Origin of the sequence: Sphingomonas phyllosphaerae FA2 (assembly GCF_000427645.1) — a bacterium.
Lineage (GTDB): Bacteria > Pseudomonadota > Alphaproteobacteria > Sphingomonadales > Sphingomonadaceae > Sphingomonas > Sphingomonas phyllosphaerae.
This window is the reverse complement of sequence record NZ_KE386571.1, coordinates 1,344,075-1,368,745: the sequence shown is the minus strand read 5'-3', so window position 1 is coordinate 1,368,745 and position 24,671 is coordinate 1,344,075. Positions and strand designations below refer to the sequence as shown.

Annotated in this window: 32 protein-coding genes; 18 read left to right on the top strand and 14 right to left on the bottom strand. The window is 66.3% G+C overall.

What is annotated here, in order from left to right:
- Positions 1 to 25: 25 nt before the first annotated feature.
- The gene (locus SPHPH_RS0106885) at positions 26 to 1,807 is read right to left on the bottom strand and encodes an ABC-F family ATP-binding cassette domain-containing protein (protein ID WP_028966036.1); all 1,782 of its coding nucleotides are present in this window, start codon (positions 1,805 to 1,807) and stop codon (positions 26 to 28) included.
- A 115-nt stretch (positions 1,808 to 1,922) separates the two neighbouring features.
- Between SPHPH_RS0106885 and SPHPH_RS0106880 the strand changes: the two genes are divergently transcribed.
- The 3 genes from SPHPH_RS0106880 to SPHPH_RS0106870 all read left to right on the top strand — a co-directional run bounded on the left by SPHPH_RS0106880 (position 1,923) and on the right by SPHPH_RS0106870 (position 4,346).
- Complete coding sequence (locus tag SPHPH_RS0106880; RefSeq protein ID WP_202900644.1) at positions 1,923 to 2,216, top strand: hypothetical protein; 294 nt, start codon at positions 1,923 to 1,925, stop codon at positions 2,214 to 2,216.
- A 98-nt stretch (positions 2,217 to 2,314) separates the two neighbouring features.
- Complete coding sequence (locus SPHPH_RS0106875) at positions 2,315 to 2,980, top strand: response regulator transcription factor (protein ID WP_028966034.1); 666 nt, start codon at positions 2,315 to 2,317, stop codon at positions 2,978 to 2,980.
- A 58-nt stretch (positions 2,981 to 3,038) separates the two neighbouring features.
- On the top strand, positions 3,039 to 4,346 hold the full coding sequence (locus tag SPHPH_RS0106870; RefSeq protein WP_028966033.1) for a sensor histidine kinase: 1,308 nt from the start codon (positions 3,039 to 3,041) through the stop codon (positions 4,344 to 4,346).
- 134 nt (positions 4,347 to 4,480) lie between these two features.
- On the opposite strand, the gene SPHPH_RS0106865 is transcribed toward SPHPH_RS0106870, so the two are convergent.
- The 8 genes from SPHPH_RS0106865 to SPHPH_RS21065 form a co-directional block, all read right to left on the bottom strand.
- The gene (locus SPHPH_RS0106865; protein WP_028966032.1) at positions 4,481 to 4,900 is read right to left on the bottom strand and encodes a SufE family protein; all 420 of its coding nucleotides are present in this window, start codon (positions 4,898 to 4,900) and stop codon (positions 4,481 to 4,483) included.
- Positions 4,901 to 4,940: 40 nt separating this feature from the next.
- Positions 4,941 to 5,174: a hypothetical protein gene (locus SPHPH_RS0106860; RefSeq protein WP_028966031.1), complete on the bottom strand. Its 234-nt coding sequence runs from the start codon at positions 5,172 to 5,174 to the stop codon at positions 4,941 to 4,943.
- A gap of 29 nt (positions 5,175 to 5,203) precedes the next feature.
- Positions 5,204 to 5,419: a hypothetical protein gene (locus tag SPHPH_RS0106855; RefSeq protein WP_238302936.1), complete on the bottom strand. Its 216-nt coding sequence runs from the start codon at positions 5,417 to 5,419 to the stop codon at positions 5,204 to 5,206.
- A 65-nt stretch (positions 5,420 to 5,484) separates the two neighbouring features.
- Positions 5,485 to 5,766 carry a hypothetical protein gene (locus SPHPH_RS0106850; RefSeq protein ID WP_156025863.1) on the bottom strand — a complete coding sequence of 94 codons (282 nt, stop codon included), beginning with the start codon at positions 5,764 to 5,766 and terminating at the stop codon, positions 5,485 to 5,487.
- 26 nt (positions 5,767 to 5,792) lie between these two features.
- Complete coding sequence (gene pspC, locus SPHPH_RS0106845) at positions 5,793 to 6,173, bottom strand: envelope stress response membrane protein PspC (RefSeq protein ID WP_028966028.1); 381 nt, start codon at positions 6,171 to 6,173, stop codon at positions 5,793 to 5,795.
- Positions 6,173 to 6,454: an envelope stress response membrane protein PspB gene (gene pspB / locus SPHPH_RS0106840; RefSeq protein ID WP_028966027.1), complete on the bottom strand. Its 282-nt coding sequence runs from the start codon at positions 6,452 to 6,454 to the stop codon at positions 6,173 to 6,175. The genes pspC and pspB overlap by 1 nt, the downstream gene beginning before the upstream one ends.
- A gap of 1 nt (position 6,455) precedes the next feature.
- The gene (gene pspA / locus SPHPH_RS0106835; protein ID WP_028966026.1) at positions 6,456 to 7,118 is read right to left on the bottom strand and encodes a phage shock protein PspA; all 663 of its coding nucleotides are present in this window, start codon (positions 7,116 to 7,118) and stop codon (positions 6,456 to 6,458) included.
- A gap of 86 nt (positions 7,119 to 7,204) precedes the next feature.
- Complete coding sequence (locus SPHPH_RS21065; protein ID WP_156025861.1) at positions 7,205 to 7,342, bottom strand: hypothetical protein; 138 nt, start codon at positions 7,340 to 7,342, stop codon at positions 7,205 to 7,207.
- Positions 7,343 to 7,497: 155 nt separating this feature from the next.
- On the opposite strand from SPHPH_RS21065, the gene pspF reads away from it, so the two are divergent.
- Positions 7,498 to 8,547 (top strand): phage shock protein operon transcriptional activator, encoded by a 1,050-nt coding sequence (gene pspF, locus SPHPH_RS0106825; protein WP_028966025.1) that lies wholly within the window; start codon positions 7,498 to 7,500, stop codon positions 8,545 to 8,547.
- A 61-nt stretch (positions 8,548 to 8,608) separates the two neighbouring features.
- Positions 8,609 to 9,220, top strand: a complete 612-nt coding sequence (locus SPHPH_RS0106820; protein WP_028966024.1) for a superoxide dismutase — start codon at positions 8,609 to 8,611, stop codon at positions 9,218 to 9,220.
- Positions 9,221 to 9,292: 72 nt separating this feature from the next.
- Here the strand turns inward: SPHPH_RS0106820 and SPHPH_RS0106815 are convergent, their stop codons facing one another.
- Positions 9,293 to 10,684: a family 43 glycosylhydrolase gene (locus SPHPH_RS0106815; protein ID WP_028966023.1), complete on the bottom strand. Its 1,392-nt coding sequence runs from the start codon at positions 10,682 to 10,684 to the stop codon at positions 9,293 to 9,295.
- 253 nt (positions 10,685 to 10,937) lie between these two features.
- On the opposite strand from SPHPH_RS0106815, the gene SPHPH_RS0106810 reads away from it, so the two are divergent.
- From SPHPH_RS0106810 to SPHPH_RS0106800, 3 genes are all read left to right on the top strand, one after another.
- Positions 10,938 to 11,537: a hypothetical protein gene (locus SPHPH_RS0106810; protein WP_028966022.1), complete on the top strand. Its 600-nt coding sequence runs from the start codon at positions 10,938 to 10,940 to the stop codon at positions 11,535 to 11,537.
- Between the two features lie 43 nt (positions 11,538 to 11,580).
- On the top strand, positions 11,581 to 12,201 hold the full coding sequence (locus SPHPH_RS0106805) for a PEPxxWA-CTERM sorting domain-containing protein (RefSeq protein ID WP_028966021.1): 621 nt from the start codon (positions 11,581 to 11,583) through the stop codon (positions 12,199 to 12,201).
- Positions 12,202 to 12,780: 579 nt separating this feature from the next.
- The gene (locus SPHPH_RS0106800; protein WP_037488219.1) at positions 12,781 to 14,886 is read left to right on the top strand and encodes a TonB-dependent siderophore receptor; all 2,106 of its coding nucleotides are present in this window, start codon (positions 12,781 to 12,783) and stop codon (positions 14,884 to 14,886) included.
- An 8-nt stretch (positions 14,887 to 14,894) separates the two neighbouring features.
- On the opposite strand, the gene SPHPH_RS0106795 is transcribed toward SPHPH_RS0106800, so the two are convergent.
- The 3 genes from SPHPH_RS0106795 to SPHPH_RS0106785 are packed head-to-tail and all read right to left on the bottom strand — an operon-like array spanning position 14,895 to position 17,703.
- Positions 14,895 to 15,599, bottom strand: a complete 705-nt coding sequence (locus SPHPH_RS0106795) for an inner membrane-spanning protein YciB (protein WP_028966019.1) — start codon at positions 15,597 to 15,599, stop codon at positions 14,895 to 14,897.
- A complete protein-coding gene (gene ftsY, locus SPHPH_RS0106790; protein WP_028966018.1) occupies positions 15,596 to 16,528 on the bottom strand; it encodes a signal recognition particle-docking protein FtsY in 933 nt (310 codons plus the stop codon). The genes SPHPH_RS0106795 and ftsY overlap by 4 nt, the downstream gene beginning before the upstream one ends.
- Positions 16,525 to 17,703 carry a MiaB/RimO family radical SAM methylthiotransferase gene (locus tag SPHPH_RS0106785; protein ID WP_028966017.1) on the bottom strand — a complete coding sequence of 393 codons (1,179 nt, stop codon included), beginning with the start codon at positions 17,701 to 17,703 and terminating at the stop codon, positions 16,525 to 16,527. Before SPHPH_RS0106785 ends, ftsY begins: the two co-directional genes overlap by 4 nt.
- A 16-nt stretch (positions 17,704 to 17,719) precedes the next feature.
- Between SPHPH_RS0106785 and SPHPH_RS0106780 the strand changes: the two genes are divergently transcribed.
- From SPHPH_RS0106780 to rimM, 5 genes are all read left to right on the top strand, one after another.
- Entirely contained in the window at positions 17,720 to 18,274 is a 555-nt protein-coding gene (locus SPHPH_RS0106780) for a DUF924 family protein (protein WP_051272878.1), read from the top strand.
- Between the two features lie 279 nt (positions 18,275 to 18,553).
- Positions 18,554 to 20,062, top strand: a complete 1,509-nt coding sequence (ffh, locus tag SPHPH_RS0106775; RefSeq protein WP_028966015.1) for a signal recognition particle protein — start codon at positions 18,554 to 18,556, stop codon at positions 20,060 to 20,062.
- Between the two features lie 126 nt (positions 20,063 to 20,188).
- Positions 20,189 to 20,614, top strand: a complete 426-nt coding sequence (gene rpsP / locus SPHPH_RS0106770) for a 30S ribosomal protein S16 (protein ID WP_028966014.1) — start codon at positions 20,189 to 20,191, stop codon at positions 20,612 to 20,614.
- A gap of 54 nt (positions 20,615 to 20,668) precedes the next feature.
- Positions 20,669 to 20,809, top strand: coding sequence for a hypothetical protein (locus SPHPH_RS21060; protein WP_156025860.1), 141 nt, complete (start codon positions 20,669 to 20,671; stop codon positions 20,807 to 20,809).
- Positions 20,778 to 21,272 (top strand): ribosome maturation factor RimM, encoded by a 495-nt coding sequence (gene rimM, locus SPHPH_RS0106760; RefSeq protein ID WP_051272877.1) that lies wholly within the window; start codon positions 20,778 to 20,780, stop codon positions 21,270 to 21,272. Before SPHPH_RS21060 ends, rimM begins: the two co-directional genes overlap by 32 nt.
- An 88-nt stretch (positions 21,273 to 21,360) precedes the next feature.
- Here the strand turns inward: rimM and SPHPH_RS0106755 are convergent, their stop codons facing one another.
- Positions 21,361 to 22,269 carry an NAD(P)/FAD-dependent oxidoreductase gene (locus tag SPHPH_RS0106755; RefSeq protein WP_028966012.1) on the bottom strand — a complete coding sequence of 303 codons (909 nt, stop codon included), beginning with the start codon at positions 22,267 to 22,269 and terminating at the stop codon, positions 21,361 to 21,363.
- 63 nt (positions 22,270 to 22,332) lie between these two features.
- Between SPHPH_RS0106755 and SPHPH_RS0106750 the strand changes: the two genes are divergently transcribed.
- From SPHPH_RS0106750 to rplS, 5 genes are read left to right on the top strand one after another with little or no spacing between them, the layout of a single operon-like run.
- Positions 22,333 to 22,602 carry an antitoxin gene (locus SPHPH_RS0106750; RefSeq protein ID WP_028966011.1) on the top strand — a complete coding sequence of 90 codons (270 nt, stop codon included), beginning with the start codon at positions 22,333 to 22,335 and terminating at the stop codon, positions 22,600 to 22,602.
- On the top strand, positions 22,599 to 22,994 hold the full coding sequence (locus SPHPH_RS0106745; RefSeq protein WP_028966010.1) for a type II toxin-antitoxin system VapC family toxin: 396 nt from the start codon (positions 22,599 to 22,601) through the stop codon (positions 22,992 to 22,994). The genes SPHPH_RS0106750 and SPHPH_RS0106745 overlap by 4 nt, the downstream gene beginning before the upstream one ends.
- Positions 22,991 to 23,320 (top strand): hypothetical protein, encoded by a 330-nt coding sequence (locus tag SPHPH_RS0106740; RefSeq protein ID WP_028966009.1) that lies wholly within the window; start codon positions 22,991 to 22,993, stop codon positions 23,318 to 23,320. Before SPHPH_RS0106745 ends, SPHPH_RS0106740 begins: the two co-directional genes overlap by 4 nt.
- A complete protein-coding gene (gene trmD / locus SPHPH_RS0106735) occupies positions 23,317 to 24,051 on the top strand; it encodes a tRNA (guanosine(37)-N1)-methyltransferase TrmD (RefSeq protein WP_028966008.1) in 735 nt (244 codons plus the stop codon). Before SPHPH_RS0106740 ends, trmD begins: the two co-directional genes overlap by 4 nt.
- Positions 24,048 to 24,431, top strand: a complete 384-nt coding sequence (gene rplS / locus SPHPH_RS0106730; RefSeq protein WP_028966007.1) for a 50S ribosomal protein L19 — start codon at positions 24,048 to 24,050, stop codon at positions 24,429 to 24,431. The genes trmD and rplS overlap by 4 nt, the downstream gene beginning before the upstream one ends.
- Positions 24,432 to 24,671: the final 240 nt, after the last annotated feature.

The following is a 24,671-nucleotide window of genomic DNA, read 5'->3' as shown; positions in this document are numbered from 1 at the left end:
CTGCGTAAGCTCGGCTCTTTGACTTTTAAGCATTTTCTACAATCTCAGCGAGTTCGAGCCAGCGCATCTCGGCGACATCCTTCTCGTCGCGGAGCGCGGCAACGCTGCGGCTTAGGCGATCGAATGCGGCGGGATCGCGAGCATACAGACCCGGATCTGCCATCGCGACCTCGTCTGCGGCGATCCGCGCGTCTAGCTCCTCGATCTTCTTGGGCAGCAGATCATAGTCGCGCTGGTCCTTGTAGCTCAGCTTGACCCGGGTCGGGGCCACGGGTGCCGGTGCAGCGGCGGGCTTCGCGGCGGCTTTCTTCGTCGCCTCGATGCGTGGACGGCGCTGCCGCTCCCAATCCTCGTACCCGCCCGCGACAACATCGACGTGCCCTGATCCATCGAGCCCGAGAGTGATCGTGACGGTACGGTCGAGAAAGTCGCGGTCGTGGCTGACGATCAGCACGGTGCCGCCATAGTCGGCGATCACCTCCTGCAACAGGTCGAGCGTTTCCAGATCGAGATCGTTGGTCGGCTCGTCGAGGATCAGCAGGTTGGACTCGCGTGCAAATTCGCGCGCAAGCAGCAGCCGTGAGCGCTCGCCGCCTGACAGCGTGCCGACCTTCGCCTCCGTCAGCGAAGGATCGAACAGGAACTCCTTAAGATAGCCGTGAATGTGCTTGCGCGATCCGAGCACGTCGATCCATTCGCCGCCGTCCGCCAGCACGTCCCGCACTGTCTTTTGCGGCGCCATCAGGCTGCGTTGCTGGTCGATGAAGATGCCGTCGAGTGTCTTCGCGCGCTTGACGGTGCCGGTGTCGGGCTCCAGCTCGCCGGTCAGCAGCTTGAGCAGGGTCGTCTTGCCCGCGCCGTTGCGCCCTACGACGCCGATCCGGTCGCCGCGCGCCACACGCAGGTTCAGGTCGCGGATGATCGGGCGATCGCCAAAGCTTTTCGAGACATGATCGACGTCGATCACGACCTTGGTCTTGTTGTCGTCGCTCGCCATCTGGAGCGCGGCGGCACCTTGCGGCCCCATCATCGCGGCGCGTTCGGCGCGCATTTCCTTGAGCTTCGACAGCCGGCCCTGGTTCCGGCGGCGACGGCCGGTGACGCCGCGTTGCAGCCAATGCTCCTCGATCTTCAGCTTGGCGTCGAGCCGCTGTGCATTGCGCTCCTCCTCGGCATAGACCTGTTCGGTCCACGCATCGAAGCCGCCGAACCCGACCTCGGCGCGACGCAGCTCGCCGCGGTCCAGCCACAAGGTCTGCCGGGTCAGTCGGGTGAGGAAGGTCCGGTCGTGGCTGATGACGACGAAAGCGCCGGTGAAGCGCTTCAGCCAGTCCTCCAGCCATTCGATCGCCGCAATATCTAGGTGGTTGGTCGGCTCGTCGAGCAGCAGCACGTCCGGGTCCATCGCCAGCGCGCGGACGATAGCGGCGCGGCGCCGCTCGCCCCCCGAGGCGGAGGACGCCTCGCGCGACAGGTCGATGCCGAGCTGGTCTGCAATCGCATCTGCTTGATAATGTTCCGGCGCGTCGTTCCCCGCCAGCGCATAGTCGCGCAGCGTCGCGAAGCCGCTGACGTCCGGGTCCTGCTCCAGCATCACGACCTTGGTGCCCGGTACGATCGTCCGCCGCCCCTCGTCGGCGTCGATGACGCCCGCGATCAGCTTCAGCAGCGTCGACTTGCCCGCCCCGTTGCGACCGATCAGCGCCAGCCGGTCACGCTCGCCGACATAGAGGTTCAGATGACGGAACAGCCATCCCGCCCCCTGAACGAGCCCGAGGTCTTCGTACGACAATATTGGTGCGGCCATGTGCAGCGACCTAGGGAACCGCAGGCTCAGGGGCAAGTTGCGCGAAGGACACATGCGCCGCTTTCCTCATTCACAGGCTGTTCAAGCCGCTTTGCCTATGCCAGCACCGGTGAGAATGCTTTCTTCGCTCCTCCTTTGCGGGCTGGCCGCGCCGGTAATCGCCGCCCCGTTGCCCGATCAGGCGCGCGACGGTTCGGTGGCGCTGCAGGCACGACGACAGGGCAAGTTGCTGCCTCTGCCTGAGATCGAGCGGCGAGTGGTGCCGACGATGCGCAACGCGCAATATATCGGCTTCGACCTTGAGATGCCGAGCGGGATCTACACGCTGAAGTTTCTCCGCGACGGCGCCGTGATCTGGGTCGATGTCGACGGACGTACCGGGCAGGTGCTTGGGCGGACGGGACGCTAGAGCACGTTCAGCGCGGTGAAAGCCGCAATTCCATACCGGCCGGCTTTCGTGCTAGCCCGCCGGCCAGACACCAAGAATTCTAGGGAGCCCCACCACCGATGCGCGTGCTGATCGTCGAGGATGAGCCCAATCTGGGGCAGCAGCTGAAATCAACGCTGGAAGGCGCGGGCTATGCCATCGATCTGGCGACCGATGGCGAGGAGGGGCATTTTCTCGGCTCCACCGAGAGTTACGATGCGATCGTGCTCGACCTGGGTTTGCCCGAAATCGACGGGCTCACCGTGCTCGATCGCTGGCGCAAGGAGGGCAAGACCACCCCGGTGCTGGTGCTGACCGCGCGGGATAGCTGGTCCGACAAGGTTGCCGGGCTCGATGCGGGTGCGGACGATTACGTCGCCAAGCCGTTCCAGACCGAGGAACTGATCGCGCGGCTGCGCGCGCTGATCCGCCGCGCTTCGGGCAATGCCTCGTCGGAGCTGATCGCGGGCGACGTGCGGCTCGATACGCGCTCGGGCAAGGTGACGCGCGCCGGTGAGCCGGTGAAGCTGACTGCGCAGGAGTACAAGCTGCTCAGCTATCTGCTGCACCATAAGGGCAAGGTCGTCAGCCGTACCGAGTTGATCGAGCACATCTACGATCAGGATTTCGACCGTGATTCGAACACGATCGAGGTGTTCGTCACGCGGATCCGCAAGAAGCTGGGTCAGGATGTGATCACCACGATCCGCGGCCTGGGCTACAGCCTGGAAGACCCGGACGCCTGACGCCGTGACCGAGGGCGAGCCCAGCAAGCCGCGGGCGAGCGGGTCGCTTTCGCGGCGGATGATCCTGATCGCGTTTGCGTGGATTTCGGCGCTGCTGGTTGGTGGCGGGTTCGCGCTCGACCGCGTGCTGGTCGGGGCGGTGACGGCCAATGCCGATGATCAGCTGCAATATGTGCTGCGATCGTTGCTGGCGTCGGCCGAGATCGACCCGATCGGCGAGGTGCGCTTCAACCGGCAGCCCGCCGACCAGAGTTTTCTGGAGCCCTATTCAGGGCTTTACTGGCAGGTGTCCGCGCCGGGGCACGAGACGTTCCCGTCGCGGTCGCTGTGGGATCGCGAGCTGGCGTATGGGAAGCCGCACAACGATCGCGGCGTTCGAATCTACGACAGCACCCAGTTTCCCGACGAAAAGCTGCGGGTCGTGGAGCGTGACGTGACGCTGCCGGGGTCGAATGTGCGCTGGCGGTTTCAGGTCGCGAGCCGCGGGGACGCGCTCGACGCCCAAATTACCGTGCTCCGGCGGACGCTGGTGCGCAGTTTCGTGCTTCTAGGGTTGGGATTGGCGATCCTGGCGACGCTCCAGACCTTTTATGGATTGTTGCCGCTTCGCCGTCTGCGGCTGGAGATCGCCAAGATGCGGGCCGGGCGCTCGAACCGGATCGACGGGGCGATGCCGCTGGAGCTGTTGCCGATGGTCGAGGAGCTGAACGCGCTGGTCGCGCACAACGAGACGCAGGCCGAGGAAGCGCGGCGCCACGCCGGCAATCTGGCGCACGCGCTCAAGACGCCGCTGACCGTCATCATGAATGCCGCGACCGCGCAGTCGGACGACCTCGCCGATACCGTAATCCGCGAGGCGCGGACGATGCGCCGGCAGGTCGACCATCATCTGGCACGCGCACGCGCGGTCGGGCGGCGCGGGTCGGCGCACAGCCGCGCGCAGGTGTGGCCGAGCGTCGAGTCGGTCGAGCGCGCGGTGCAGCGGCTTTACCCGCATGTGCGGATCGACATGAGCGGGCCGAAGGACCTGGTCGCGCATATCGAGCGACAGGATCTCGACGAGATCATGGGCAATCTCGTAGAGAATGCCGCGAAATATGGGGGCGGCAGCGTGTTCGTGACGGTCGGTGCGCAGGCCGGTTTCGTCGAGATCCTGGTGGAAGACGACGGGATGGGCATCCCGGAGGCGGATCGCATCCGCATCTTCGACCGCGGGGTGCGGCTGGATACGGGCAAGCCGGGCACCGGGCTGGGGCTGGCGATCGTTCGCGACGTTGCGGAGATCTACGACGGCACGGTGACGCTGGAGGAGAGCGAGGATCTCGGCGGGTTGCTGGTGCGGTTGCGGTTGCCGATGGCGGGGTGAGGGTGCTGGGATGGCGCGCCCGCATCTACCACGCCCGTCATTCCCGCGAAGGCGGGAAGCCAGAACCTCGGACCTTATGCTTCTGTCGATGGACCTGCGCGTCTGGATTCCCGCCTTCGCGGGAATGACGAAGGTCAGGCGGCGTAGCGGGCGGCGGTTTCGCGGATCAGGGCGATCATGTTGGGGATGCCCTGCGTGCGGTTCGAGCTGAGTTGCGCTTTCAGGTCGAACGAGGCCAATTCGCCTTCGATGTCCGTCGCGAGGATGTCCGACGGCGTGCGGTCCTGCACCGTCAGCAACACCAGCGCGATGATGCCCTTGGTGATGTGCGCGTTGCTGTCGGCGAGGAAGTGGAGCCGGCCGTCGTCACGGACCGCGGGATAGACCCAGACCGAGGCGGAGCAGCCGCGGACCAATGTCGCATCGGTCTTGAGCGCCTCCGGCATCGGCTCCAGCGCGCGGCCGAGATCGACGAGGAGGCGGTAACGGTCGTCGCCCTCGAGAAAGGCATATTCGTCGCGGACGTCGTCGAGCGTGGCAGCGGCTTCGGTCATGCGGGGCGGGCTACCGCCCCGGCGCCCGGGCCGCAACCATTCAGAGGTCGACGCCCGCCGCGATCGCCTCGAGCTTGCGGATCCGCTCTTTCAAATCGGCGAGTTCGATCCGCGCGCCGGCATGGTGGGTCGGGGCGGGCTCGTTCGCCAGACGCAGCTCCTGGCTCTTGAGCTGGAGCCAGCCGCGCCAGCCGTTGAGCGCGGCGACGATCAGCATCGCCAGCCCGGCAAGCGACGCGACGGCAAGGGTGAGGGTAATCTGGGGATCGGACATGGCTGCCTTCTCCTAGGCTGGCGTTGCGGTCAGCGGTCCCGCAGTTCTTCGATCTGGCGTTCCAGATCGCTGCGGCCGTGTTGATCGGTGATGACGCGCTCCAGAACCGCGATGCGTTCCTTGAGCTGGCGGATTTCGTCGTAGGCGCGCGGATCGGCGCCGCTGTCGGGCAGCCGCGGCTGCGCGCGTTCGGCGCGATACTTTTCCCGGCTGACGCGGCCGATGGTGACGATCATCACGATCATGACCACCATTATCGCTACGGACCACGGCACGATAATTTCTCCCTCTTTCGTTCGTCTTCAGGTGTTCAGTTCAGCGGCCGCTGATCGGGGATCGTGCGCAGCGCATCGATCTCGTCGGCGAGCGCGACGCCCTTGTCGGTCACGATGCGCTCGAGCACGCGGACGCGGGCTTCGAGCCGTTCGGTCTGCGCCGCATATTGCGCGGCCTTTTCAGCAGTACGCTCGGCTTCGATCTCCAGCTTGCGGCGCTGGAGTTCCAGCCACGGCTTGAAAACCAGCGCGGACAGGGCCCCGATGATCGGGATCAACAGCGCGAAGATCGGGATCAGAAGCGGACTGATGTGCATGACCTAACCCTTTGCTGACGCTGCGCTTAGCGCAGGCTGTCGATTTCCTTGGCCAGCGACGAGTTGCGGCTGGTGTAGTGCAGCTCGATATCGGCGAGGCGGCGGTCGATGTCGCGGAACTTGGCGCGCACCTCGGCCGTCGACCGCTTCGGATTGGCTCGGACGCCCTGCCAGAATTTCTGGTCGTCATGATCCTGATAGAGCCCGGTCGGCTTCGGATCGACGATCCAGGCGACCACGATGTACGCGAGCAATATCCACCATTGCTGCGCGACGATCGTCAGCCCGGCAATGCCGAGACGAACCCACAGGACGTCGATCCCGACATAATCCGAAATCCCCGAGCAGACGCCCTTCCACTTGCCGTTCTGCGGATCGAGGTAGAATTTGGTGCGGCTGTCGGACATCAGTTCCTCCGCTGCGACGTGGGGTGATCGAGACGATAATCGGCTGCCGAGCGATAGTCGGCGACGCCGGGGCGAAAATCGGGATTGTCGGCAGCGACGATCCGTTCGACCGTGTTGACGCGATCCTCAAGCCGGCGGGCGAGATTGTACATCTCGTCGAGCAACTGCTCGTCCTCGCCGGTCATCTTGGGCGCGGTCTTCCACTTGGTCACATAGTGCAGGATCAGCCACGGCAATCCGATGAGAAAAGCCAGTATGGCGACCATTGCAGCGAAATCCATTTCAACCCTCCCTGTTCAGGCGCTTCTTGAGCGCTTCAAGCTCGGCGTCGATCTTGTCGTTCGATCGCAGCTCGTTGAATTCATCCTCCAGCGAACGGGGCGTGAGGCCCATCGCCTCGGCGCGTCCCTCGGCCTCGTCGGCGCGGCGCTCCAGAATCTCGAAGCGGCTGAACGCCTCGTGCGTCTTGGGTCCGTTCCACATCTCGCGCAGCCGCGCCTTGGTGTTGGCGCTCTCCAGCCGCGTCGCGATCGCATTCTGCTTCGTGCGTGCTTCGCGTAACTTGTTCTGAAGTTTGGCGATATCCTCTTCCGAGGACCGAAGCGCCTCGTCCAGTCCGGTCACTTCCTCGCGGAGCTGTGCCCCCATGTCGGCCGCTTTGCGGCGTTCGACGAGCGCCGCCTTGGCGAGATCCTCGCGGTTCTTGGACAGCGCAAGCTCGGCCTTTTCGGTCCAGCTTGCCTCTAGTTCCGCCAGCTTGGCGATATGGCGGCGCATCTCCTTCTGATCGGCGATGGTGCGGGCGGCGGAGGCGCGAACCTCGACCAGCGTGTCTTCCATCTCCGCGATGATGATGCGGACCATCTTGGCGGGATCGTCCGCACGGTCGAGCAACTCGGCCATGTTGGCGGCGACGATGTCGCGAGTGCGGGAGAAAATGCCCATTCGATACGGACTCCTTGGGTATTCGCGCCTTCTTAGCGGATTGGACGGGGTACGGGGAGGGTCTGTTCCCGCACCCCGTCCTCCGCTCACGCCGTCGCGTGCACGGAAGCGGTGGGGGTATTCGCCAGCGCCGTGGCCGGGCCGACCGCGCCGAGCACCATCGTGGCGCTGACGAGAACGGTGAGGGCGAGGGCGGCGAACTTGCTGGTGACGGTGTTGATCATGGTGGAAACTCCCTGAATGCGTTGTTGCCTGAAGCATTGCAGGAGGCGTGCCAGTTTTAAAAATCCGCAGAAATGCGGACTTTTCTGATCATTTGCTGTTGATTGGAAAAACTGACGGTTGCCATCGTCTGGCAAAATGCGCCAATCCTTGGCGCATGAAGCGTAGCACGCAGGTGATCGGTCAATCGGGCGTCTTCCTTGACGCGCTGGAGCGCGCGAGCCGGGCGGCCGCGCTCGATCGTCCGGTGCTGGTGATCGGCGAGCGTGGGACCGGCAAGGAGCTGGTCGCCGAGCGGCTTCACCACCTCAGCCCGCGTTGGGACCAGCCGCTGGTGACGATGAACTGCGCCGCGTTGCCCGAGACGCTGATCGAGGCGGAATTGTTCGGGCATGAGGCCGGCGCCTTTACCGGCGCGTCGAAGGCGCGCGCCGGGCGGTTCGAGGAGGCGGATGGGGGCACATTGTTCCTCGACGAACTCGGCACGCTGTCGATGGGTGCGCAGGAGCGGCTGCTGCGCGCGGTCGAATATGGCGAGGTGACGCGGATCGGGGCGTCGCGGCCGCTGCGCGTCGACGTGCGGATCGTCGCGGCGACCAACGAGCATCTGCCCGACCGCGTCGAGGACAATACGTTTCGCGCCGACCTGCTCGACCGGCTGTGTTTCGAGGTGGTGACGCTGCCGCCGCTGCGCGCGCGCAAGAGCGACATTCCGGTGCTTGCCGATTTCTTCGGGCGGCGCATGTCGTCGGAGCTGGGGCGCGACGAATGGGTAGGCTTCTCGGCGGAGATGGAAGACGCGATGCGCGACTATCGCTGGCCCGGCAACGTCCGCGAGCTGCGCAACGTCGTCGAGCGCGCGGTCTATCGCTGGGAGCGGCCGGGGCCGGTGGGGGCGATCGAATTCGATCCGTTCGACTCGCCGTATCGCCCGTCCGGCGCGAACGGCAAGCGTGCGGCGCCGCAGCCGGCACCGGCTGCTGCCGCTCCGCCGGCGGGAGAGCAGGAGGACGAGGAAGTCGCGGCGTGCGAGGTCGGGCCGTCCGATTTCAAGAGCCGCGTGGCGCTGTTCGAGCGTGAGCTGCTGACCAAATCGCTTGCCGAGCATCGCTTCAACCAGCGCGCGACCGCTGAGGCGCTGGGGCTCAGCTACGACCAGCTGCGTCACGCGCTGCGCCGTCACGATCTGATCGGAGCGGTTGCGTAACGAGTGCGGGGGAGCCATTTGGGGCGCATCGCGTTGCGCACGCGAACCTTGAGGAGGATTTATGGCTTTCGAACTGCCGCCGCTGCCTTACGCCTATGACGCGCTGGAGCCGGTCATTTCCAAGGAGACGATGACCTTCCACCACGACAAGCATCATGCGGCGTATACCAACAAGCTGAACGAGGGCGTCGCTGCCGATTCGTCGCTCGAGGGGCTGTCGATCGAAGATATCCTGGCGCGCGTCTCGTCGCTGCCGCCGCTGATCCGCAACAATGGCGGCGGGTTCTGGAACCACGATTTCTTCTGGAAGATCATGGGGCCGAAGGGCACAACCCAGCCGTCAGGCAAGCTGGCCGAGGCGATCGACGCCTATGGCGGGCTCGACAAGCTGAAGGAAGATTTCAACGGCAAGGGCGCGGGCCAGTTCGGGTCGGGCTGGGCGTGGGTGATCGCGGATTCGTCGGGGGCGCTGAAGGTCACCTCGACCCCGAACCAGGACAATCCGTTGATGGACGACGCCAAGGAAAAGGGCACGCCGATCCTTGGCAACGACGTGTGGGAACACGCTTATTACCTCACCTATATGAACGATCGCCCCGGCTATCTGAAGGCGTGGTGGGACGTGGTGAACTGGGACGAGGCCGGTCGTCGGTATGAGGCCGCGACTGCCTGATCCGGGCGCCTGACGTCGGCGATCGCCGGCAACAAGGGGAAGGCCCGGGCGACCGGGCCTTCCTTTTGTGCTTTATTCGAACGTCCACTTCTGTTCGGCGTCGCCGGTGCACGGCCAGACGATCGCTTCCTTGGCAGGGTCTTTCGACGCGCCGCCGATCGCGAGGCACGAGCCCGACTGGCGGTTGACGATCGTGTCGCCGCTGATCGTCCATTGCGAGCGCGCGCCGACCGAGCACGATGTCTGGGTCGCGAGCGCGCCATATTGCTTGTCGCTGTCCTGCGCGAGGCACAGGCCACTGTGCTGGAAGACGAGTTGCGTATAGTCGCCGACCTGTCGCCGTTCGAGCTGTTCGTTGCCGTCGCGGTTGCAGGTCCATTGGATCGCCTTGCCGCCGAACGTCTGGTTGTAGCCGTTGATGTTGAGGCACATGCCGCTGTGCGCGACCTTGGCGCGCACCAGAGTCGTCGCCGGTGAGCCCAGCGCGATCGTGCCGCGCGCGGCGTCGATCGTGATCTGCGACGCGGTGGGCAAGTCGATCGACGTCGCGGTCGGGAAGCGCAGCGGCAGCCAGACATAGGTCGAGTCGTTGACGATCTGTCCGCTGGCCGGACCCCAGCGATCGCCCATGTAGAGGTATGACGTGCCCATCGAGCCCTGCACCGGCAGGATGAAGGTCGATTGCGAGTTATAGGTATAGGGATGGCCGAAGCGCGTCGGCCCGCTCCACGGCCCGGCGAGGCTGGTCGCGGTGAAATAGGCGGCCTGGTTGGGGTTCCAGCCGCTGGCGCCCGAGGTGAGCAGGAAATAGGTGCCCGCGCGCTTGACGATCGCCGGTGCTTCGCGGTGGAAACCCTTCAGTACCGCGACCAGGCTGTCGATCTTCGTGTAATCGTCGCTGAGCTTGTAGATGTTGAGATCGTAGTTCACGGCCGCAGACGAGATCAGGTACGCCGAACCGTCGGTATCCTGAAACACCGTCATGTCGCGCGACTCGTAGCCGAGCGGGTTGAAGCTGCCGAGATAGGTGTAATCGCCGTCGACGGTGTCCGAGGTCGCCACCGCCACGCGCGCCTCGACGTAATCCTTGCCATTTTCCTTGTGCGCCCAGAGCACGTATTTCTTCGTCTTGGCGTTGTAGATGACTTTCGGGCGTTCGATGTTGACGAAGTTCAATTCATCCGCCGAGCTGGATTTCAGGATGTCGTTGCGGAATTCCCAGGTCTTCAGGTCGGTCGAGCGGTACATGGAGACGGCGCGGAAGGAATAATCCGGGTTCCGGTTCTCGCCGAGGAAATAATAGTAATTGCCGACCTTGATGACGCCGCCGCCGTGCGCATCGATCTGTCCGCCGGTGGTGGTGGTGAACTGCGATCCGTTGTTGATCGTCGCTGGTCCGGCCCAGGCCGGTGCCGCCGTGGCCGCGGCGAACGCGCACGCGGCCGCCAGTCGTAACCCTTTCATCTTCCTCTCCATCTCCGCCGCCGATCTGTGCCGGCGTGGGTTATGTAAGACATAAAACGGGTGAGGTGAAGCTACATGACCGTAGTATAAAAGTTAGCAAAGTCAGTATCTAAAAGAAGATTTAGCGGTAAACCAACGTCAACATCATGCCTGTAATGTAAAAAATTGATTAACCATCGGTATGGACGATCGATGCCCGGAAGATATAAGTCGTACATAAGGGCGCGACATCAGCGCCCATAGGAGAGCGACCATGGAACGTGCGTCACGCCGGATCGGCGGGCTGGCGGGATTGTGCGTCATCGGGGCGGCGCTTTGCTGGTGGTCGCTGATGCCGGTCTCGCCATCGTCTCCCGACAGCATCGCCATCGTTCACGCTCCCACCATCGAACATATCGCCGAGCCCGTCATCGTCGCCGCCGCGCCGACACCGGTTCCGACGCCACGGGCCGTCGATCCGGTCGTGGCGGAGCGGCGCGACGTGGCGGTGCTCGCCGCCGTCGCCGAGAAACGCTCCCCCGACGATGTCGTGCTGGACGGCGCCATGCAGCGGGAGGCGCGTGATCCGGCGCGGGCCGAGCCGACCGAGGCGGCGATGCGCGCCGCGCTGCTGCGCGTCCCGGCGCTGTCGGGCGGGAAAGAGCCGCCGCGTGTGCTGTGCGTCGGCACCACCTGCGAGGTGACGGGCGTGGCGGCGGAGGGGCGCTCACCCGCCGAGATCGAGCAGGCGCTGCGCGACCCGACGATGCTCCACGCGATGGTCGCGCGCGGGTACATGCCCGGACCTGCGACCGTCGCGGCGACCGGCGGCGGCGGTGTCGGGTACGTCCTGTATCTCAACAACGAGATGTGAAGTCGCGCCATCAACGGCGCGACGATGACAGACGGGAGAAGGCATGATCACGATAGGCAAGGGCGGGGCAGTGGCGATTGCGCTGGCGGCGGCACTGACGATGGCGACATCGGCGAGCGCGACGGTGATCGGCTTCGACGATCTGTCCGCATCGGACGATCCGATCGCGAACGGCTATGCCGGTCTGCAATGGAGCAACCTGTACGTGCTCGACCCGTCGGCTGCCCCCACCAGCGGGTACAAGAATGCGGTCGTCGATGGTCAGCAGGCTGCATATAGCGGGTTCGACGACGCCGCCGAGATCGGCGGGCTGAGCGACGAACTGGTCCTGAAAAGCGGATGGTTCACCGCCGCGTTCAACGACGGCCTCACGATCACTGCCAAGGGATATAAGGGCGACGACCTGCTGCACGAGCTGTCGTTCGTGGTCGATACCAACGGCCCGACGCAGCAGACGTTCGACTGGCGCGGGGTGACGCGCATCAGCTTCTCGGGTGCGGGTGGCAAGGACCGGTTCTTCGACATGTCTGGCACCAATTTTGCGGTCGACGCGGTGCAGGTCGCGGCGGTGCCCGAGCCGGCGACCTGGGCGATGATGGTGTTGGGTTTCGCAACGGTGGCCACCGCCCTGCGGCGCCAGCGGCGGCGCGTGGCGCTCGCCTGATTTTCCTTCGCCTCTTCCCTGCACCCGGCGTGAGCGGGTGGATCGATGTCGCGCGTCGCACGGGCCTCGCGTGCGCGCGCGGCGTCGAATGGGTCGAGGTTTGATCGGGCCACGTCGAAACACCTCCGTGCGCCGGCAAACGCGGGAGCCCAGAGCCACGGACCCGCGCTTGTGATCCTGGGCTCCTAAGTTCGCAGGAGCACGATCCAATATCGCCGTAAAACATTCCCGTGAACGGCGGCGGTGTGGATGATGTCACCTGCGGCACGCAGCATTCGTAGCGCGGGGCAACGGCATTCGCCCATTCCCTTCATCCGGTGCGACGAAGTGGTTCGTGCGGTCGCCGGGCTCACGCGCCGATGGATAAGGCAAGATTAACCAATTCTTCCCAGGATACTCCGGCCCGGTCGACGCGGGTGGTTGCAGCTGCGCACATCTGACAACGGTTGCAATGTTACACTGTTACATGCACGAGCGGCGTGCCGCGCAGTGATCGGGACCTGACGCGGGTCTATCGAGGGGGAAGGGATGATCGTGCGGTCTTCGATAAGCGCCGGGTGGCGCGTCGGTGGGCTTCCTATGGCGATCGCGCTGTCGCTGCTGCCGGTGCCGGCCGCGGCGGAGGACGAGCCGATGCCGGATCATGACGACGTCACCGTCGAAGGCGTGCGGCAGCCGTATCGTGGCAGCTTCGCGCTGCGCGAAATCCCGCAGGCGATCACCACGATCGATGCGGGCACGTTGCAGGAGAACAATATCCTGCGGCTGACCGATGCGCTGGATCTGAACGCGTCGGTGGTGCGGCAGAACACGCTGGGCGGGCTGTGGGACAGTTTCGCGGTGCGCGGGTTTGCAGGGGACGAAAATCTGCCGAGCGGGTATCTCGTCAATGGCTTCAACGCCGGGCGCGGGTTCAGCGGACAGCGTGACGTGGCTGGGATCGAGCGCGTCGAAGTGCTGAAGGGGCCGGCGGCGGCGGTGCTGGGACGCGGCGAGCCGGGAGGCTCGATCAATCTCGTGACGAAACAGGCCGAGCTGGGGCGCACGTTCGGCAGTGCGTCGCTACAATATCGCAGCTTCGATACGGTTCGGGCCGAGGGCGATGCCAATGTCGCGCTCACCGGCAATCTGACCGCGCGGCTAATCGGCTATGCCGAGTCGGGCGATACGTTCCGCGATACGGTGAGCCAGCGGCGCTGGGGGTTCCTTCCGTCGATCGGTTTGGGGATCGGCGACAACACGCGGTTGATCTACGACATGGAGTGGACACGGACCGCGGTGCCGTTCGATCGCGGCATCGTCGTCCTCAACAATGATTTCCGTACCGTACCGCGCTCGCGGTTCCTCGGTGAGCCGGGAGACGGTGACACGGTGGCACGCGCCTTTGGGCATCAGCTGCGGCTTCAGCATGACTTCGGCAGCGGATGGAGCCTGTTGCTGGGTGCGAGTCATCGCGACACGAAGCTGACCGGCGCATCGTCCGACGCCGAGACGGCGACCGCGCGGCAGAAATTGTTCGTCGACGGGCACACGTTGTCGCGCCAGCGCCGCACGCGCAGCTATACCTCGTCGCATGACGTGTTCCGCGCCGAGCTGGCCGGCGACTTCGCGACCGGCGGACTGACGCATCGCGTGCTGATCGGCGGCGACGTCGATTACTTCGATACGGATCAATATTTCACGCGCTTTCGCGGCCCGGTCGTTACCGCGACGACCACCGACCGGCAGAGCTACGCGATCGACATCCAGAACCCGGTTTATGGCCGCTGGCCGGCGCCGGCGGGCGTGGCGACCACCAACCGGCTCGACGTGCAACGCACGCTGGGCGCGTATGTGCAGGACCAGATCAGCCTTACCGATCGGTTGCAGGTACGCGTCGGCGGTCGCGTCGATAGTTTCCTGCTGCGCGTCGACAATCGCCTGCTGAATACCGAGGGCCGCCGCAGCCGGGCGCGTGTCAGCCCGCAGGCGGGCGTCGTCTACGAACTGGCCGCGCCGGTGTCGCTCTACGCCGCCTACGGCGAGGGGTATCGCGCCAACATCGGCACCGACGCGCGCGGCAACATCTTCAAACCAGAGACCAGCACGTCGGTGGAAGCCGGGGTAAAGCTGGTGGCGTTCGGCGGGCGGCTGAACGGCACCTTGGCGGTGTATCAGCTGGACAAGGCGAACGTGCTGGCGACGGATACCGTCAATCCCGGGTTCTCGGTCGCGATCGGCAAAGCGCGCAGCCGTGGGGTCGAACTGGACGTCAATGGGCAATTGCCGGGGCGCGTCGACGTGCTGCTGAGCTACGCCTATACCGATGCCGAGGCGCGGTCGCGGGTGCTCGATCCCAATTTCTCGTTCCAGATTTCGCCGGGCGATCCGCTCATCAACATCCCGAAGCACAATGCCAATGTGCAGCTTGCCAGGCATTGGACGTTCGGTGGGCGCGAGGCGCTGCTCGGCGCGGGTGTGCAATATGTCGGCGAGCGGAGCGGGCAGACGGGCACGCGCTTCATGCTGCCCGCGCATACGCTGGCGCGGGTGTTCGGCGAGATCGACCTGACGCCGGAGACGACGCTGTTCGCGTCGGTCAGCAATCTGTTCGATACGCAATGGTATGCGAACAGCTATTCGCCGGTATGGGTGCAGCCGGGCGCGCCGCGCACCGCGACGATCGGGGTGCGGGCGCGGTTCTGAGAGGGGCTTCAGCCCTCCGGCGGGACTGGCGGGGCGTCGTCGCCGAGCGTCAGGCCGTGGCGCATCAGCATCGGCACGTTGGCGATCGCGAACAGCATCGTCGCGGGGATCACCACCCACACCTTGTAGATCGCCCACAGGTCCCAGCCGCGCTGCGGGCCGACCGCTACCGCCGCGCCGCGCCACACCGCCTCGTTGAGGAACGCCATGATTACGAAGAACCACACCCAGTTGAGCGTCAGCCGCCGCCAGCCGCTCTCGCGAAGGCCGGGGTAGCTGCTGCCCATCAATTGCTGGAGCAACGGGCGTCCGGTCGCGGCGCCGAAGCCGAGCACCGCGGCGAGCAGGGCGTAGACGATCGTCGGCTTCATCTGAATGAAGCGCGGATCGCGGAAATACATCGTCAGCCCGCCGAACACGATCACCAGCCCGGCCGAGATCAACAGCATCGGCGGCACGCGCCCGAGCTTCACTTTGGCGATCACCAAGGCGACGACGCTGGCGAGCACGAACACCGCGGTGGCGAGGATCACGCGTGCAAGCAACAGCGCCTCGACCTGCTTGAGCGTCGAGAGCATCGGGGTGAAATGCGCGATGATTCCGCGCGCCGTCTCGGCGGGGACGAGGAAGTTGGCGGCGAAGAACAGCGCCAGCGGGCCGTAATCGACCAATGCGCGTATGCCGCCGTGGCCTTCCTTTTGCGGCGCAGTCATCGTTGCTTGCCCCCGTCGATCCCGGCGATGATCCGGCTGACCTCGCGCGCGTCAAACGGGCGCAGATCGTCCATCTGCTCGCCGACCCCGATCGCGTGGATCGGCAATCCATAGCGCTCGGCCGCGGCGACCAGCACGCCCCCGCGCGCGGTGCCGTCGAGCTTGGTCATCACGAGCCCGGTGACGCCCGCGACCTCCTTGAACACCTCGATCTGGCTCAGCGCATTCTGCCCGGTGGTCGCGTCGAGCACCAGCAGCACGTCGTGCGGGGCGGCGGGGTTGAGGCGGCCGAGCACGCGGCGGATCTTGGCGAGTTCGTCCATCAGCTCGCGCTTGTTCTGGAGCCGCCCGGCGGTGTCGACGATCAGCACGTCGGTGCCGATCGCGGTCGCCTGCTTGACCGCATCCCAGACGATCCCGGCGGCGTCGCCGCCCTCCGGCCCGGTGACGATCGGCACGCCGATCCGCTCCGCCCAGGTCTTGAGCTGGCCGATCGCGGCGGCGCGGAACGTGTCGCCGGCCGCCAGCATCACCGCATAATCCTGTTCGAGGAACAGATGCGCGAGCTTGGCGATCGTGGTGGTCTTGCCCGATCCGTTGACGCCGATGACGAGGATCACCTGCGGGCGCGGGAAGGCGTCGATCCCGATCGGTTTTGCGACGTCGCGCAGCACCTTCTCGACCTCCTCGGCGACGACCAGCCGGATGCCGAGTTCCTCCATGTTGCGCTCGAACGTGCCCTCGGCCAGCCGGTCGCGGACCTTGGCGGCGGTGGCGGGGCCGAGGTCGGAGGCGATCAGTGCTTCCTCGACGGTGTCGAGCGTTTCCTCGTCGAGACGCGCGCCGCCCAGCCCGGCGAGGTTGCCGACCAAGCGGTCGGAGGTGCGGCGAAAACCGCCCAGCAGCTTGTCGTGCCAGCTCGTGCTCATGCGATATGTCCGGTCAGATGGTCGGGGGCGGCGGCGGTGATCGTCACCGCGACGATGCCGCCGATGGGAGAAGGCGCGGGCAGGCGCACCGCGGTGAAATCGGGCGCATGGCCGCAGTCGCCGGGCTTCTCGACCAGCACCGGCTGGACGGTGCCGACCTGCGCGGCGAGGCGGCGGGCGAGGCGTGTCGCGGCGGCGCCGCGCAGCTGCGCGGCACGATCGCGGGCGATGGCGGGGGCGACCTGCGGCATCTGCGCCGCGGGGGTGCCGGCGCGGGGCGAATAGGGGAAGACGTGCGCGTGGGTGATGTCGGCCTGGTCGATCAGCGCCAGCGTGTTGGCGAACATCGCGTCCTCCTCGGTCGGGAAGCCGGCGATCAGGTCGGCGCCGATCGCAATGTCGCGCGTCGCTCTGAGCCGCTCGACCAGTTGCAGCACGTCGTTGCGGGTGTGGCGGCGGCGCATCCGCTTGAGGATCATGTCGTCGCCGGCCTGCACGGACAAATGAACGTGCGGCATCACGCGCGGCTCCTGCGTGAGTAGCGCGAGAAGGTGATCATCGATCGCGGCAGGGTCGAGCGAGGAGAGGCGCAGGCGTTCGAGCGTCGGCACTTCGGTCAGTAGGCGTTCGACCAGCACGCCTAGCCGCGCGCCGCGATCGTCGTAGCTGGCGAGGTCGACCCCGCTCAGCACCACTTCGCGCTGGCCGCCCTCGACCAGCGCGGCGACCTGCGGGACGACCGCCGCGATCGGCTCGGCGCGGTTGCGGCCGCGGCCCTGCGGGATCGCGCAGAAGGTGCAGTGATGGTCGCAGCCGTTCTGGACGCCGATGAAGGCGCGGGTCTGTGGGATCGGGCGCGGGGCGTTGGGGCGCGCGCCCCATGTGGCGGGGAGCAGCTTGGCGGCATTGCCGATCACGCGATTGACCTCGGGCATCGCGGCGAAGCTGTCGCGGTCCATTTCGGAGGCGCAGCCGGTGACGATCAGCTCGGCATCGGGGCGCGCGCGACGCAGCCGGCGGATCGCGGCGCGGGTGTCCTTGACCGCCTGATGCGTGACGCCGCAGCCGTTCACCACCACCTGCCCGCGACCCGCCAGCTGGCGGATCGCCGCGCTTTCGGCGATGTTGAGGCGGCAGCCGAGCGTCACGACCTCTGGCTGGGTGGAGAAGGACATGGCGGGCGATCTAGTTATGACGAGGGATGAAGTCGACTCCGCTGCGCGCGACGTGCGCGACTTCTGGTTCGGGCTGACCGCCGAGCAGCAATTCGCGAAGGATGATGCGCTGGATGCGGCGATCCGGGAGCGGTTCGGGATGTTGCGCGAACGGGTGCTGGCGAGCGGGGCAATGGGGTGGCGTGACGATCCGCGCACGTTGCCGGCGGCGGTGATCGTGCTCGACCAGTTTTCGCGCAACCTGGTTCGCGGAGAGGCGGAGGCGTTCGCAGCCGATCCGCTGGCGCGTGATCTGACAGAGCTGGCGGTCGCGCGCGGATGGGATGCGGAGCTGTCGAAGGAGGAGCGGGTGTTCCTCTACATGCCGTTGATGCACGCCGAGGATGCGGAAGGACAGGCGAAGAGCGTTGCGATGTTCGAGGCGCTGGGGATCGAGGAGAATATCCGGTTTGCGCACGACCACGCCGAGGTGATCATGCGCTTCGGGCGATTTCCTTCGCGCAATGCGGCGCTGGGGCGTGAGACGACAGATTCGGAGCGGGCGTATCTGGAGGCGGGCGGAGGCTGGTAGACCACTCCCGTCATTCCCGCGAAGGCGGGAATCCAGAACCTCTGACGTCGCGACTCTATAGCCAGACCTGCGCGTCTGGATCCCCGCCTTCGCGGGGATGACGGTGGGGGCGGAGAGTAAAGCCCGAACAACCTTGCCTCGCTCGCCACATTCGTCTAACGGCCCAGACAAGTTCCGTTGCGGAACGCGAAGGATCAAGCGCTCCTGTGGCGCACGCTGGCCGGCGAGGTTTCGCCCGCCGGCGTATTTTGCGTTTCGCGGCGGGTGAAAGGAGTTTCGATGTTCGATAGCCTTAGCGATCGTCTTGGCGGCGTCTTCGACCGGCTGCGGGGGCGTGGTGCGCTCACCGAAGCCGACGTGCGTCAGGCGATGCGCGAGGTGCGCGTCGCGCTGCTCGAAGCCGATGTGGCGCTGCCGGTCGCGCGGCAGTTCGTCGACGAGGTGACCGAAGAGGCGATCGGGCAGAACGTGCTCCGCTCGGTCACGCCGGGGCAGCAGGTCGTCAAGATCGTCAACGACGCGCTGGTGCGGATGCTGGGCGGCGACGATCCCGAGGGCGCCGAGCTGAACCTCGCCGTCACGCCGCCCGCGATCGTGATGATGGTTGGCCTGCAAGGGTCGGGCAAGACCACCACCACCGCCAAGATCGCCAAGCGGCTGTCGACCGGCTCGATGACCGGGCGCACCGCCAAGAAGGTGTTGATGGCGTCGCTCGACGTCAATCGTCCGGCCGCGCAGGAGCAGCTGGCGACGCTGGGCACGCAGGTCGAGGTCGCGACGCTGCCGATCATCGCCGGGCAGCAGCCGGTCGAGATCGCGCGTCGCGCGGTGCAGGCCGCGAAGCTGCAGGGCTTCGACGTGCTGATGCTCGACACCGCGGGGCGTCTGCACGTCGATCAGGCGCTGATGGACGAGATGAAGGCGGTCGCCGACGTCGCCAAGCCGCAGGAAATCCTGCTGGTCGTCGACTCGCTGACCGGTCAGGACGCGGTCAACGTCGCGACCAACTTTTCGGAGCAGGTGCCGCTGACCGGCGTCGTGCTGACCCGTATGGATGGCGATGCCCGCGGCGGCGCGGCGCTGTCGATGCGCGCGGTGACCGGCAAGCCGATCAAGTTCGCGGGCGTCGGCGAGAAGCTCGACGCGCTGGAGGCCTTCCACCCGTCGCGGGTCGCCGGGCGCATCCTCGGGATGGGCGACGTCGTCTCGCTGGTCGAGCGCGCCGCGGAGTCGATCCAGCAGGAAGACGCCGAGCGGATGGCGAACCGGCTCGCCAAGGGCCAGTTCGACATGAACGACCTGCGCAGCCAGCTCGCGCAGATGAAGCGCATGGGCGGGCTCGGTGCGCTGGCCGGGATGCTGCCGGGGATGAAGAAGGCGCAGGCCGCGATGGACGCGACGCCGGGCAGCGACAAGATGCTGGTGCATCTCGACGCGATGATCGGCTCGATGACCGTCAAGGAGCGCGCCAAGCCCGAGCTGATCAACGCCAAGCGCAAGATCCGCATCGCCAAGGGTTCCGGCACCACGGTGCAGGAGGTCAACAAGCTCCTGAAGATGCATCAGGAGATGTCGACCGCCATGAAGAAGATCAAGAAGATGGGCGGTCTGAAGGGCATGATGGCGATGCTCGGCAAGGGCGGGCTCGGCGGGCTCGGCAATGCGATCGGTGGCGCCGACATGGGCGACATGATGGGCAAGCTGGGCGGGCCGGGCGGTGGTCCGGGTCTCCCCGGTCTGCCCGGCAACCTTCCGGGCGGGCCCGGCGGGTTCAAGTTCAAGAGATAGCGATCGTCGCTCCTGCGGAGGCAGGGGCTCGAGGTCTCTCCCTGACGAGGGGCGCCGGTCGTTCAAAACGAAACATGTCCTTGCCTCCGCAGGGACGACGAAACGAAGAAGCAAGGAAGTTAGCAAATGGCACTCAGCATTCGCCTGTCGCGTGGTGGCTCGAAGAAGCGTCCGTACTATCGCATCGTCGTCGCCGACGCGCGCAGCCCGCGTGACGGCAAGTTCATCGAGAAGCTGGGCAACTACAACCCGCTGCTCGCCAAGGACGACGAGAAGCGCATCGTGCTCGACGGTGAGCGCGCGAAGCACTGGCTGGCGATGGGCGCGCAGCCGACCGACCGCGTGGCCCGCTTCCTCGACGCGGCCGGCTTGAAGGAGCGCGCGGCGCGCAGCAACCCGAAGAAGGCCGAGCCGGGCGAGAAGGCCAAGGAGCGCGCCGAGGAGCGGGCCGAGAAGCAGAAGGCGGCCGAGGAAGCCGCGGCAGAGGCAGCCAAGGCACCTGCAGCCGAGGCGGAAGCTTCTGCGGCCGAGGCGGAAGCGACCGCCGAATAAGCATCCGATCGCGGTCGTCGTGCGTTGGGCCCGTTCACTCGAACAGGAGAGCGCATGATGACCGCCGATCCCGACCCGCGCACCGCACCCGAGGACCATGAAGACGCGACCAACCAAGGCGTCTCCGCCGACGACCCCGCCGAAGGGCGCGACGACGCCCCCGATGGCGACGGCGGCTCGCCCGACAGCGAATGAGGTGCCGGCCGGCGCGGTCGTGCTCGCCGCGGTGACCGGCGCGCATGGCGTGGCGGGCGAGGTGCGGCTAAAGGTCTTCGCCGACGATCTGGCGGCGCACCGTTCGTTTAACGGCGGTGCGCTCAACCTGGTGAAATTGCGTGACGGCACGATCGCGCGTTTCGCCGAGGTGGCTGACCGAACGGCCGCGGAGGCGTTGCGCGGAACGGTGTTAACCGTCCCGCGTGACGCGCTGCCTCCGCTGGGTGAGGGCGAATATTATCATGCCGATCTGCTCGGGCTGGCGGCGGTGTCGACAACCGGCGAGGATCTGGGTGTCGTCGCGGCGATCGAGAATTTCGGGGCGGGCGACGTGGTCGAGGTCCGGCGCGCGAACGGCAAGACCTTCATGGTGCCGATTACGGCGGTACCGGAATGGGATAGCGAGCGGCTGGTGATCGAGGCCGATTTCGTCGAGCCGTAAGGGTCGTCATTGCGTGCGCAGCGAAGCAATCCGGGGCGTCACGCGCGGGGCTCTGGATTGCTTCGCTGTGCTCGCAATGACGGAGGCGCTACCGCCGCAGCGGCCTTCGCTCCGCCAGCAGGTTGCGGATCGCCGTAGCCGCAACCCCGGCTTCACCCATCGCATGGCTGATCTGGTCGAGCCCTTTCACGACATCGCCCGCCGCGAACAGGCCCGGCACGCTGGTGCGCTGGTGGTCGTCGACCTCCAAACAGCCTTCTTCGCTGGCGCGCGCACCGGCCTCGACTGCGAGCCGCGAACGAATGCGTGAACCGAGTGCGGGATAGACGCTGTCGAAGCGCATCCGCCCGCGCGCGGTGTCGAAGGCGAGCTGCTCGCCCTCGATCGCATAGCCCCCGCAGGGGCCGTCGATCCGCACCACCCCGGCATCGTCGAGCGCCTGTGCACACGCCGGGTCGAGTGCGTGTTCGGCCTTGGGTGAAACAAGCGTTACGTCGCGGGTGAAGCCGCGCAGGAACAACGCCTCGCGCATCCCGTGATCGCCGGTGCCGATGACCGCGACGCGCCGGTCGGTCACTTCATAACCATCGCAGACCGGGCAGTAGCGCAGCAACCCGCGCGCCAGCGCCGGGTCATGCACTTCGGGAAGCAGGTGCGCAGGCCGATGGTTCACGACGCCGGTGGCGAGCAGGACGGTGCGCGCATGATGCTCGCCTTGATCGGTGCGGACGATGAAGTCGTCGCCGTTGCGGGCGAGGCCGGTCACTTTGACCTGCTCGCGTCGCGCGCCATACTTTTCGGCTTGGGCCTGCATCAGTGCGAGCAGGTCCTTTCCCGCAATCCCCTCGGGATAGCCGGCATGGTTGTGGGTGCACGGGATCATCGCCGCGCGGCTCGATCCGCTGTCGAACAGGCGGATGTCGAGGTGGTAGCGCGCCAGATAGATGGCCGCGGTCAGCCCGGCCGGCCCCGCGCCGATGATGATGCAATCGTCCACAATCCCTCCGGCTTGCGCGCCCCAGTACCCGTATATACATGCCGTACATACAGGAGGCTGGCGATGGGTAACGAATATCGCGCCAAGGTGTTCAAGTCCGGCAATTCGGTGGCGCTGCGGCTGCCGAAGGGCATGGGGTTCAGCGAGGGCGACGACGTGGTCATCGCGCCGCACGAGGACGGCTCGTTCAGCCTGTGGCGCGAGAGCGAGGGCGCGCGCGTCTTGCTGAGCCTGTACGGCAGCGTTTCGGAAGGCTTCATGGCCGAGGGGCGTGGAGACACGGCGGCGGATGTGCGTGACTGGAGCCCGCGGCCCGGCGCGGCGGCGGCATGAACGGTTACCTGCTCGACACCAATGCCTGTATCGACTTCCTGCTCGGGCGCAGCGATCCGTTGGCGCGCCGGATGGGCGCGGCGTTCGGACGATTGCATGTGTCGGCGATCACGGCGGGCGAGCTGCGGATCGGCAACCGCACCTCGCGCGAGCCCGACAGGGATGCCAAGCGGATCGACACGTTCCTGGCGGCGCTCGCGATACTGGCGTTCGATGGCGACACCGCGATCGGCTATGCACGGATGGTGCGGGCGGTGGGGATTCGCCGAGGAAGCTTCGACCGGCTGATCGCGGCGCAGGCATTGGTCGGCGGTCTGACTCTCGTCACCAACAACGAACGCGACTTCGCCGACATTCCCGATCTGAGGATCGAGAACTGGACCCAGCCATGATGACGGCGAGCGATCTGCTGTGGCTGGTCGGCTTCCCCGCGGCAACGGCGGCGGTGCTGGCGGGCGTGTTACTGGTGCGCCTCGGCCGGGGCTGGTCGCGGCGCCGGGTCATCCTGACCGCGTCCATGCCGCTGCCGCTGCTCGGCGCGCTGTTGTGCGTAGGGGTATTCGTCAGCGCGCTGCTGGCGTCTCCGGAGCGGTGCGGCGTCGATGCCTGCGGGATGGCGATGATGTTCGCGACCTTCGGGCTGGCCTATGCGGCCGGCGCGTTTCTTCTCGGTGCGGCGGCGGCGACCGGCATCGTCTATTCACTGGGACGTCGATGACCTTTCGCGCCACGATCCTGACGCTCTATCCCGAGATGTTTCCCGGGCCGCTCGGCAGCTCGCTAGCCGGGCGGGCGCTGGCTGAGGGGAAGTGGTCGCTGGAGGCGGTCAATATCCGCGACTTCACGACTGACCGGCATCGCACCGTCGATGACACGCCTGCCGGGGGCGGGGCGGGGATGGTGCTGCGCGCCGATGTTCTCGCGCGCGCGGTTGATGCCCATGCCGATGGCCGCCCATTGCTCGCGATGACGCCGCGCGGCGCGCCGCTGCGGCAGGCGCGGGTGCGCGAGCTGGCGGCGGGGCCGGGCGCGGTGATCCTGTGCGGGCGCTTCGAGGGGTTCGACGAGCGGCTGCTGGAGGCGCGCGGCGTCGAGCAGGTTTCGATCGGCGATTACATCCTGTCGGGGGGTGAGATGGCGACGCTGGTGCTGCTCGACGCTTGCGTTCGGCTGCTTCCCGGCGTAATGGGCGCGGCTTCCAGCGGAGTCGAGGAAAGCTTCGAAAGCGGCCTCCTCGAATATCCGCATTATACCCGACCGGTCGAATGGGAGGGGCGCACGATCCCCGAAGTGCTGCGATCGGGGGATCATGCGAAGATCGCGGCCTGGCGGCAACGCCAGGCGGAGATCGATACACGGCTACGGCGGCCAGACCTTTGGGAGCGTCACGAGGGCGCTCGGGTCGGCTCGCCCTCTGGCGCGCGGCAACGGACTGAGGACGAACAATGAACCTGATCCAGACGCTCGAAGCCGAGCAGATCGCCAAGTTCAACGAAACCAAGAAGATCCCGGAATTCCGCCCCGGCGATACGCTGAAGGTCGGCGTGAAGGTGGTCGAGGGTGAGCGCACCCGCGTCCAGAATTACGAGGGCGTGTGCATCGCGCGCTCGAACAAGGGCATGGGCTCGTCGTTCACCGTCCGCAAGATGAGCTTCGGTGAGGGCGTGGAGCGCGTCTTCCCCCTGTATTCGCCGAACATCGATTCGATCGAGGTGGTGCGCAAGGGTGCGGTGCGTCGTGCCAAGCTGTATTACCTGCGTGGCCGCACCGGCAAGTCGGCGCGTATCGCCGAGCGTCGCGACACGCGCCCGGCCGCCGCGGCCGAGTAATCGGCTCGGCCCTTGGGCTCACGAAGAGGCGTGGCGGGCGACCGCCGCGCCTCTTTTTGTTTGTGACGTCGAGCCGTCTTTGTGAGCGTGGGGAGGTAACGCAGGACCGGACGCCTTGGATTGCTTCGCTACGCTCGCAATGACGAAGAAATATGACGGGGCGGTCGGGCTCACTTCCCTCCCCATTCGACGGACCGCGGACTATCTAACCGCGACATGGTTTCGACCGTCGCCCCGGAC

Coding starts and splice junctions, on each gene's coding strand:
- SPHPH_RS0106885 (WP_028966036.1), bottom strand. CDS start 1,807: ATGGCCGCACCAATATTGTCGTACGAAGACCTCGGGCTCGTTCAGGGG.
- SPHPH_RS0106880 (WP_202900644.1), top strand. CDS start 1,923: ATGCTTTCTTCGCTCCTCCTTTGCGGGCTGGCCGCGCCGGTAATCGCC.
- SPHPH_RS0106875 (WP_028966034.1), top strand. CDS start 2,315: ATGCGCGTGCTGATCGTCGAGGATGAGCCCAATCTGGGGCAGCAGCTG.
- SPHPH_RS0106870 (WP_028966033.1), top strand. CDS start 3,039: ATGATCCTGATCGCGTTTGCGTGGATTTCGGCGCTGCTGGTTGGTGGC.
- SPHPH_RS0106865 (WP_028966032.1), bottom strand. CDS start 4,900: ATGACCGAAGCCGCTGCCACGCTCGACGACGTCCGCGACGAATATGCC.
- SPHPH_RS0106860 (WP_028966031.1), bottom strand. CDS start 5,174: ATGTCCGATCCCCAGATTACCCTCACCCTTGCCGTCGCGTCGCTTGCC.
- SPHPH_RS0106855 (WP_238302936.1), bottom strand. CDS start 5,419: ATGATCGTGATGATCGTCACCATCGGCCGCGTCAGCCGGGAAAAGTAT.
- SPHPH_RS0106850 (WP_156025863.1), bottom strand. CDS start 5,766: ATGCACATCAGTCCGCTTCTGATCCCGATCTTCGCGCTGTTGATCCCG.
- pspC (WP_028966028.1), bottom strand. CDS start 6,173: ATGTCCGACAGCCGCACCAAATTCTACCTCGATCCGCAGAACGGCAAG.
- pspB (WP_028966027.1), bottom strand. CDS start 6,454: ATGGATTTCGCTGCAATGGTCGCCATACTGGCTTTTCTCATCGGATTG.
- pspA (WP_028966026.1), bottom strand. CDS start 7,118: ATGGGCATTTTCTCCCGCACTCGCGACATCGTCGCCGCCAACATGGCC.
- SPHPH_RS21065 (WP_156025861.1), bottom strand. CDS start 7,342: ATGATCAACACCGTCACCAGCAAGTTCGCCGCCCTCGCCCTCACCGTT.
- pspF (WP_028966025.1), top strand. CDS start 7,498: ATGAAGCGTAGCACGCAGGTGATCGGTCAATCGGGCGTCTTCCTTGAC.
- SPHPH_RS0106820 (WP_028966024.1), top strand. CDS start 8,609: ATGGCTTTCGAACTGCCGCCGCTGCCTTACGCCTATGACGCGCTGGAG.
- SPHPH_RS0106815 (WP_028966023.1), bottom strand. CDS start 10,684: ATGAAAGGGTTACGACTGGCGGCCGCGTGCGCGTTCGCCGCGGCCACG.
- SPHPH_RS0106810 (WP_028966022.1), top strand. CDS start 10,938: ATGGAACGTGCGTCACGCCGGATCGGCGGGCTGGCGGGATTGTGCGTC.
- SPHPH_RS0106805 (WP_028966021.1), top strand. CDS start 11,581: ATGATCACGATAGGCAAGGGCGGGGCAGTGGCGATTGCGCTGGCGGCG.
- SPHPH_RS0106800 (WP_037488219.1), top strand. CDS start 12,781: ATGGCGATCGCGCTGTCGCTGCTGCCGGTGCCGGCCGCGGCGGAGGAC.
- SPHPH_RS0106795 (WP_028966019.1), bottom strand. CDS start 15,599: ATGACTGCGCCGCAAAAGGAAGGCCACGGCGGCATACGCGCATTGGTC.
- ftsY (WP_028966018.1), bottom strand. CDS start 16,528: ATGAGCACGAGCTGGCACGACAAGCTGCTGGGCGGTTTTCGCCGCACC.
- SPHPH_RS0106785 (WP_028966017.1), bottom strand. CDS start 17,703: ATGTCCTTCTCCACCCAGCCAGAGGTCGTGACGCTCGGCTGCCGCCTC.
- SPHPH_RS0106780 (WP_051272878.1), top strand. CDS start 17,720: ATGACGAGGGATGAAGTCGACTCCGCTGCGCGCGACGTGCGCGACTTC.
- ffh (WP_028966015.1), top strand. CDS start 18,554: ATGTTCGATAGCCTTAGCGATCGTCTTGGCGGCGTCTTCGACCGGCTG.
- rpsP (WP_028966014.1), top strand. CDS start 20,189: ATGGCACTCAGCATTCGCCTGTCGCGTGGTGGCTCGAAGAAGCGTCCG.
- SPHPH_RS21060 (WP_156025860.1), top strand. CDS start 20,669: ATGATGACCGCCGATCCCGACCCGCGCACCGCACCCGAGGACCATGAA.
- rimM (WP_051272877.1), top strand. CDS start 20,778: ATGGCGACGGCGGCTCGCCCGACAGCGAATGAGGTGCCGGCCGGCGCG.
- SPHPH_RS0106750 (WP_028966011.1), top strand. CDS start 22,333: ATGGGTAACGAATATCGCGCCAAGGTGTTCAAGTCCGGCAATTCGGTG.
- SPHPH_RS0106745 (WP_028966010.1), top strand. CDS start 22,599: ATGAACGGTTACCTGCTCGACACCAATGCCTGTATCGACTTCCTGCTC.
- SPHPH_RS0106740 (WP_028966009.1), top strand. CDS start 22,991: ATGATGACGGCGAGCGATCTGCTGTGGCTGGTCGGCTTCCCCGCGGCA.
- trmD (WP_028966008.1), top strand. CDS start 23,317: ATGACCTTTCGCGCCACGATCCTGACGCTCTATCCCGAGATGTTTCCC.
- rplS (WP_028966007.1), top strand. CDS start 24,048: ATGAACCTGATCCAGACGCTCGAAGCCGAGCAGATCGCCAAGTTCAAC.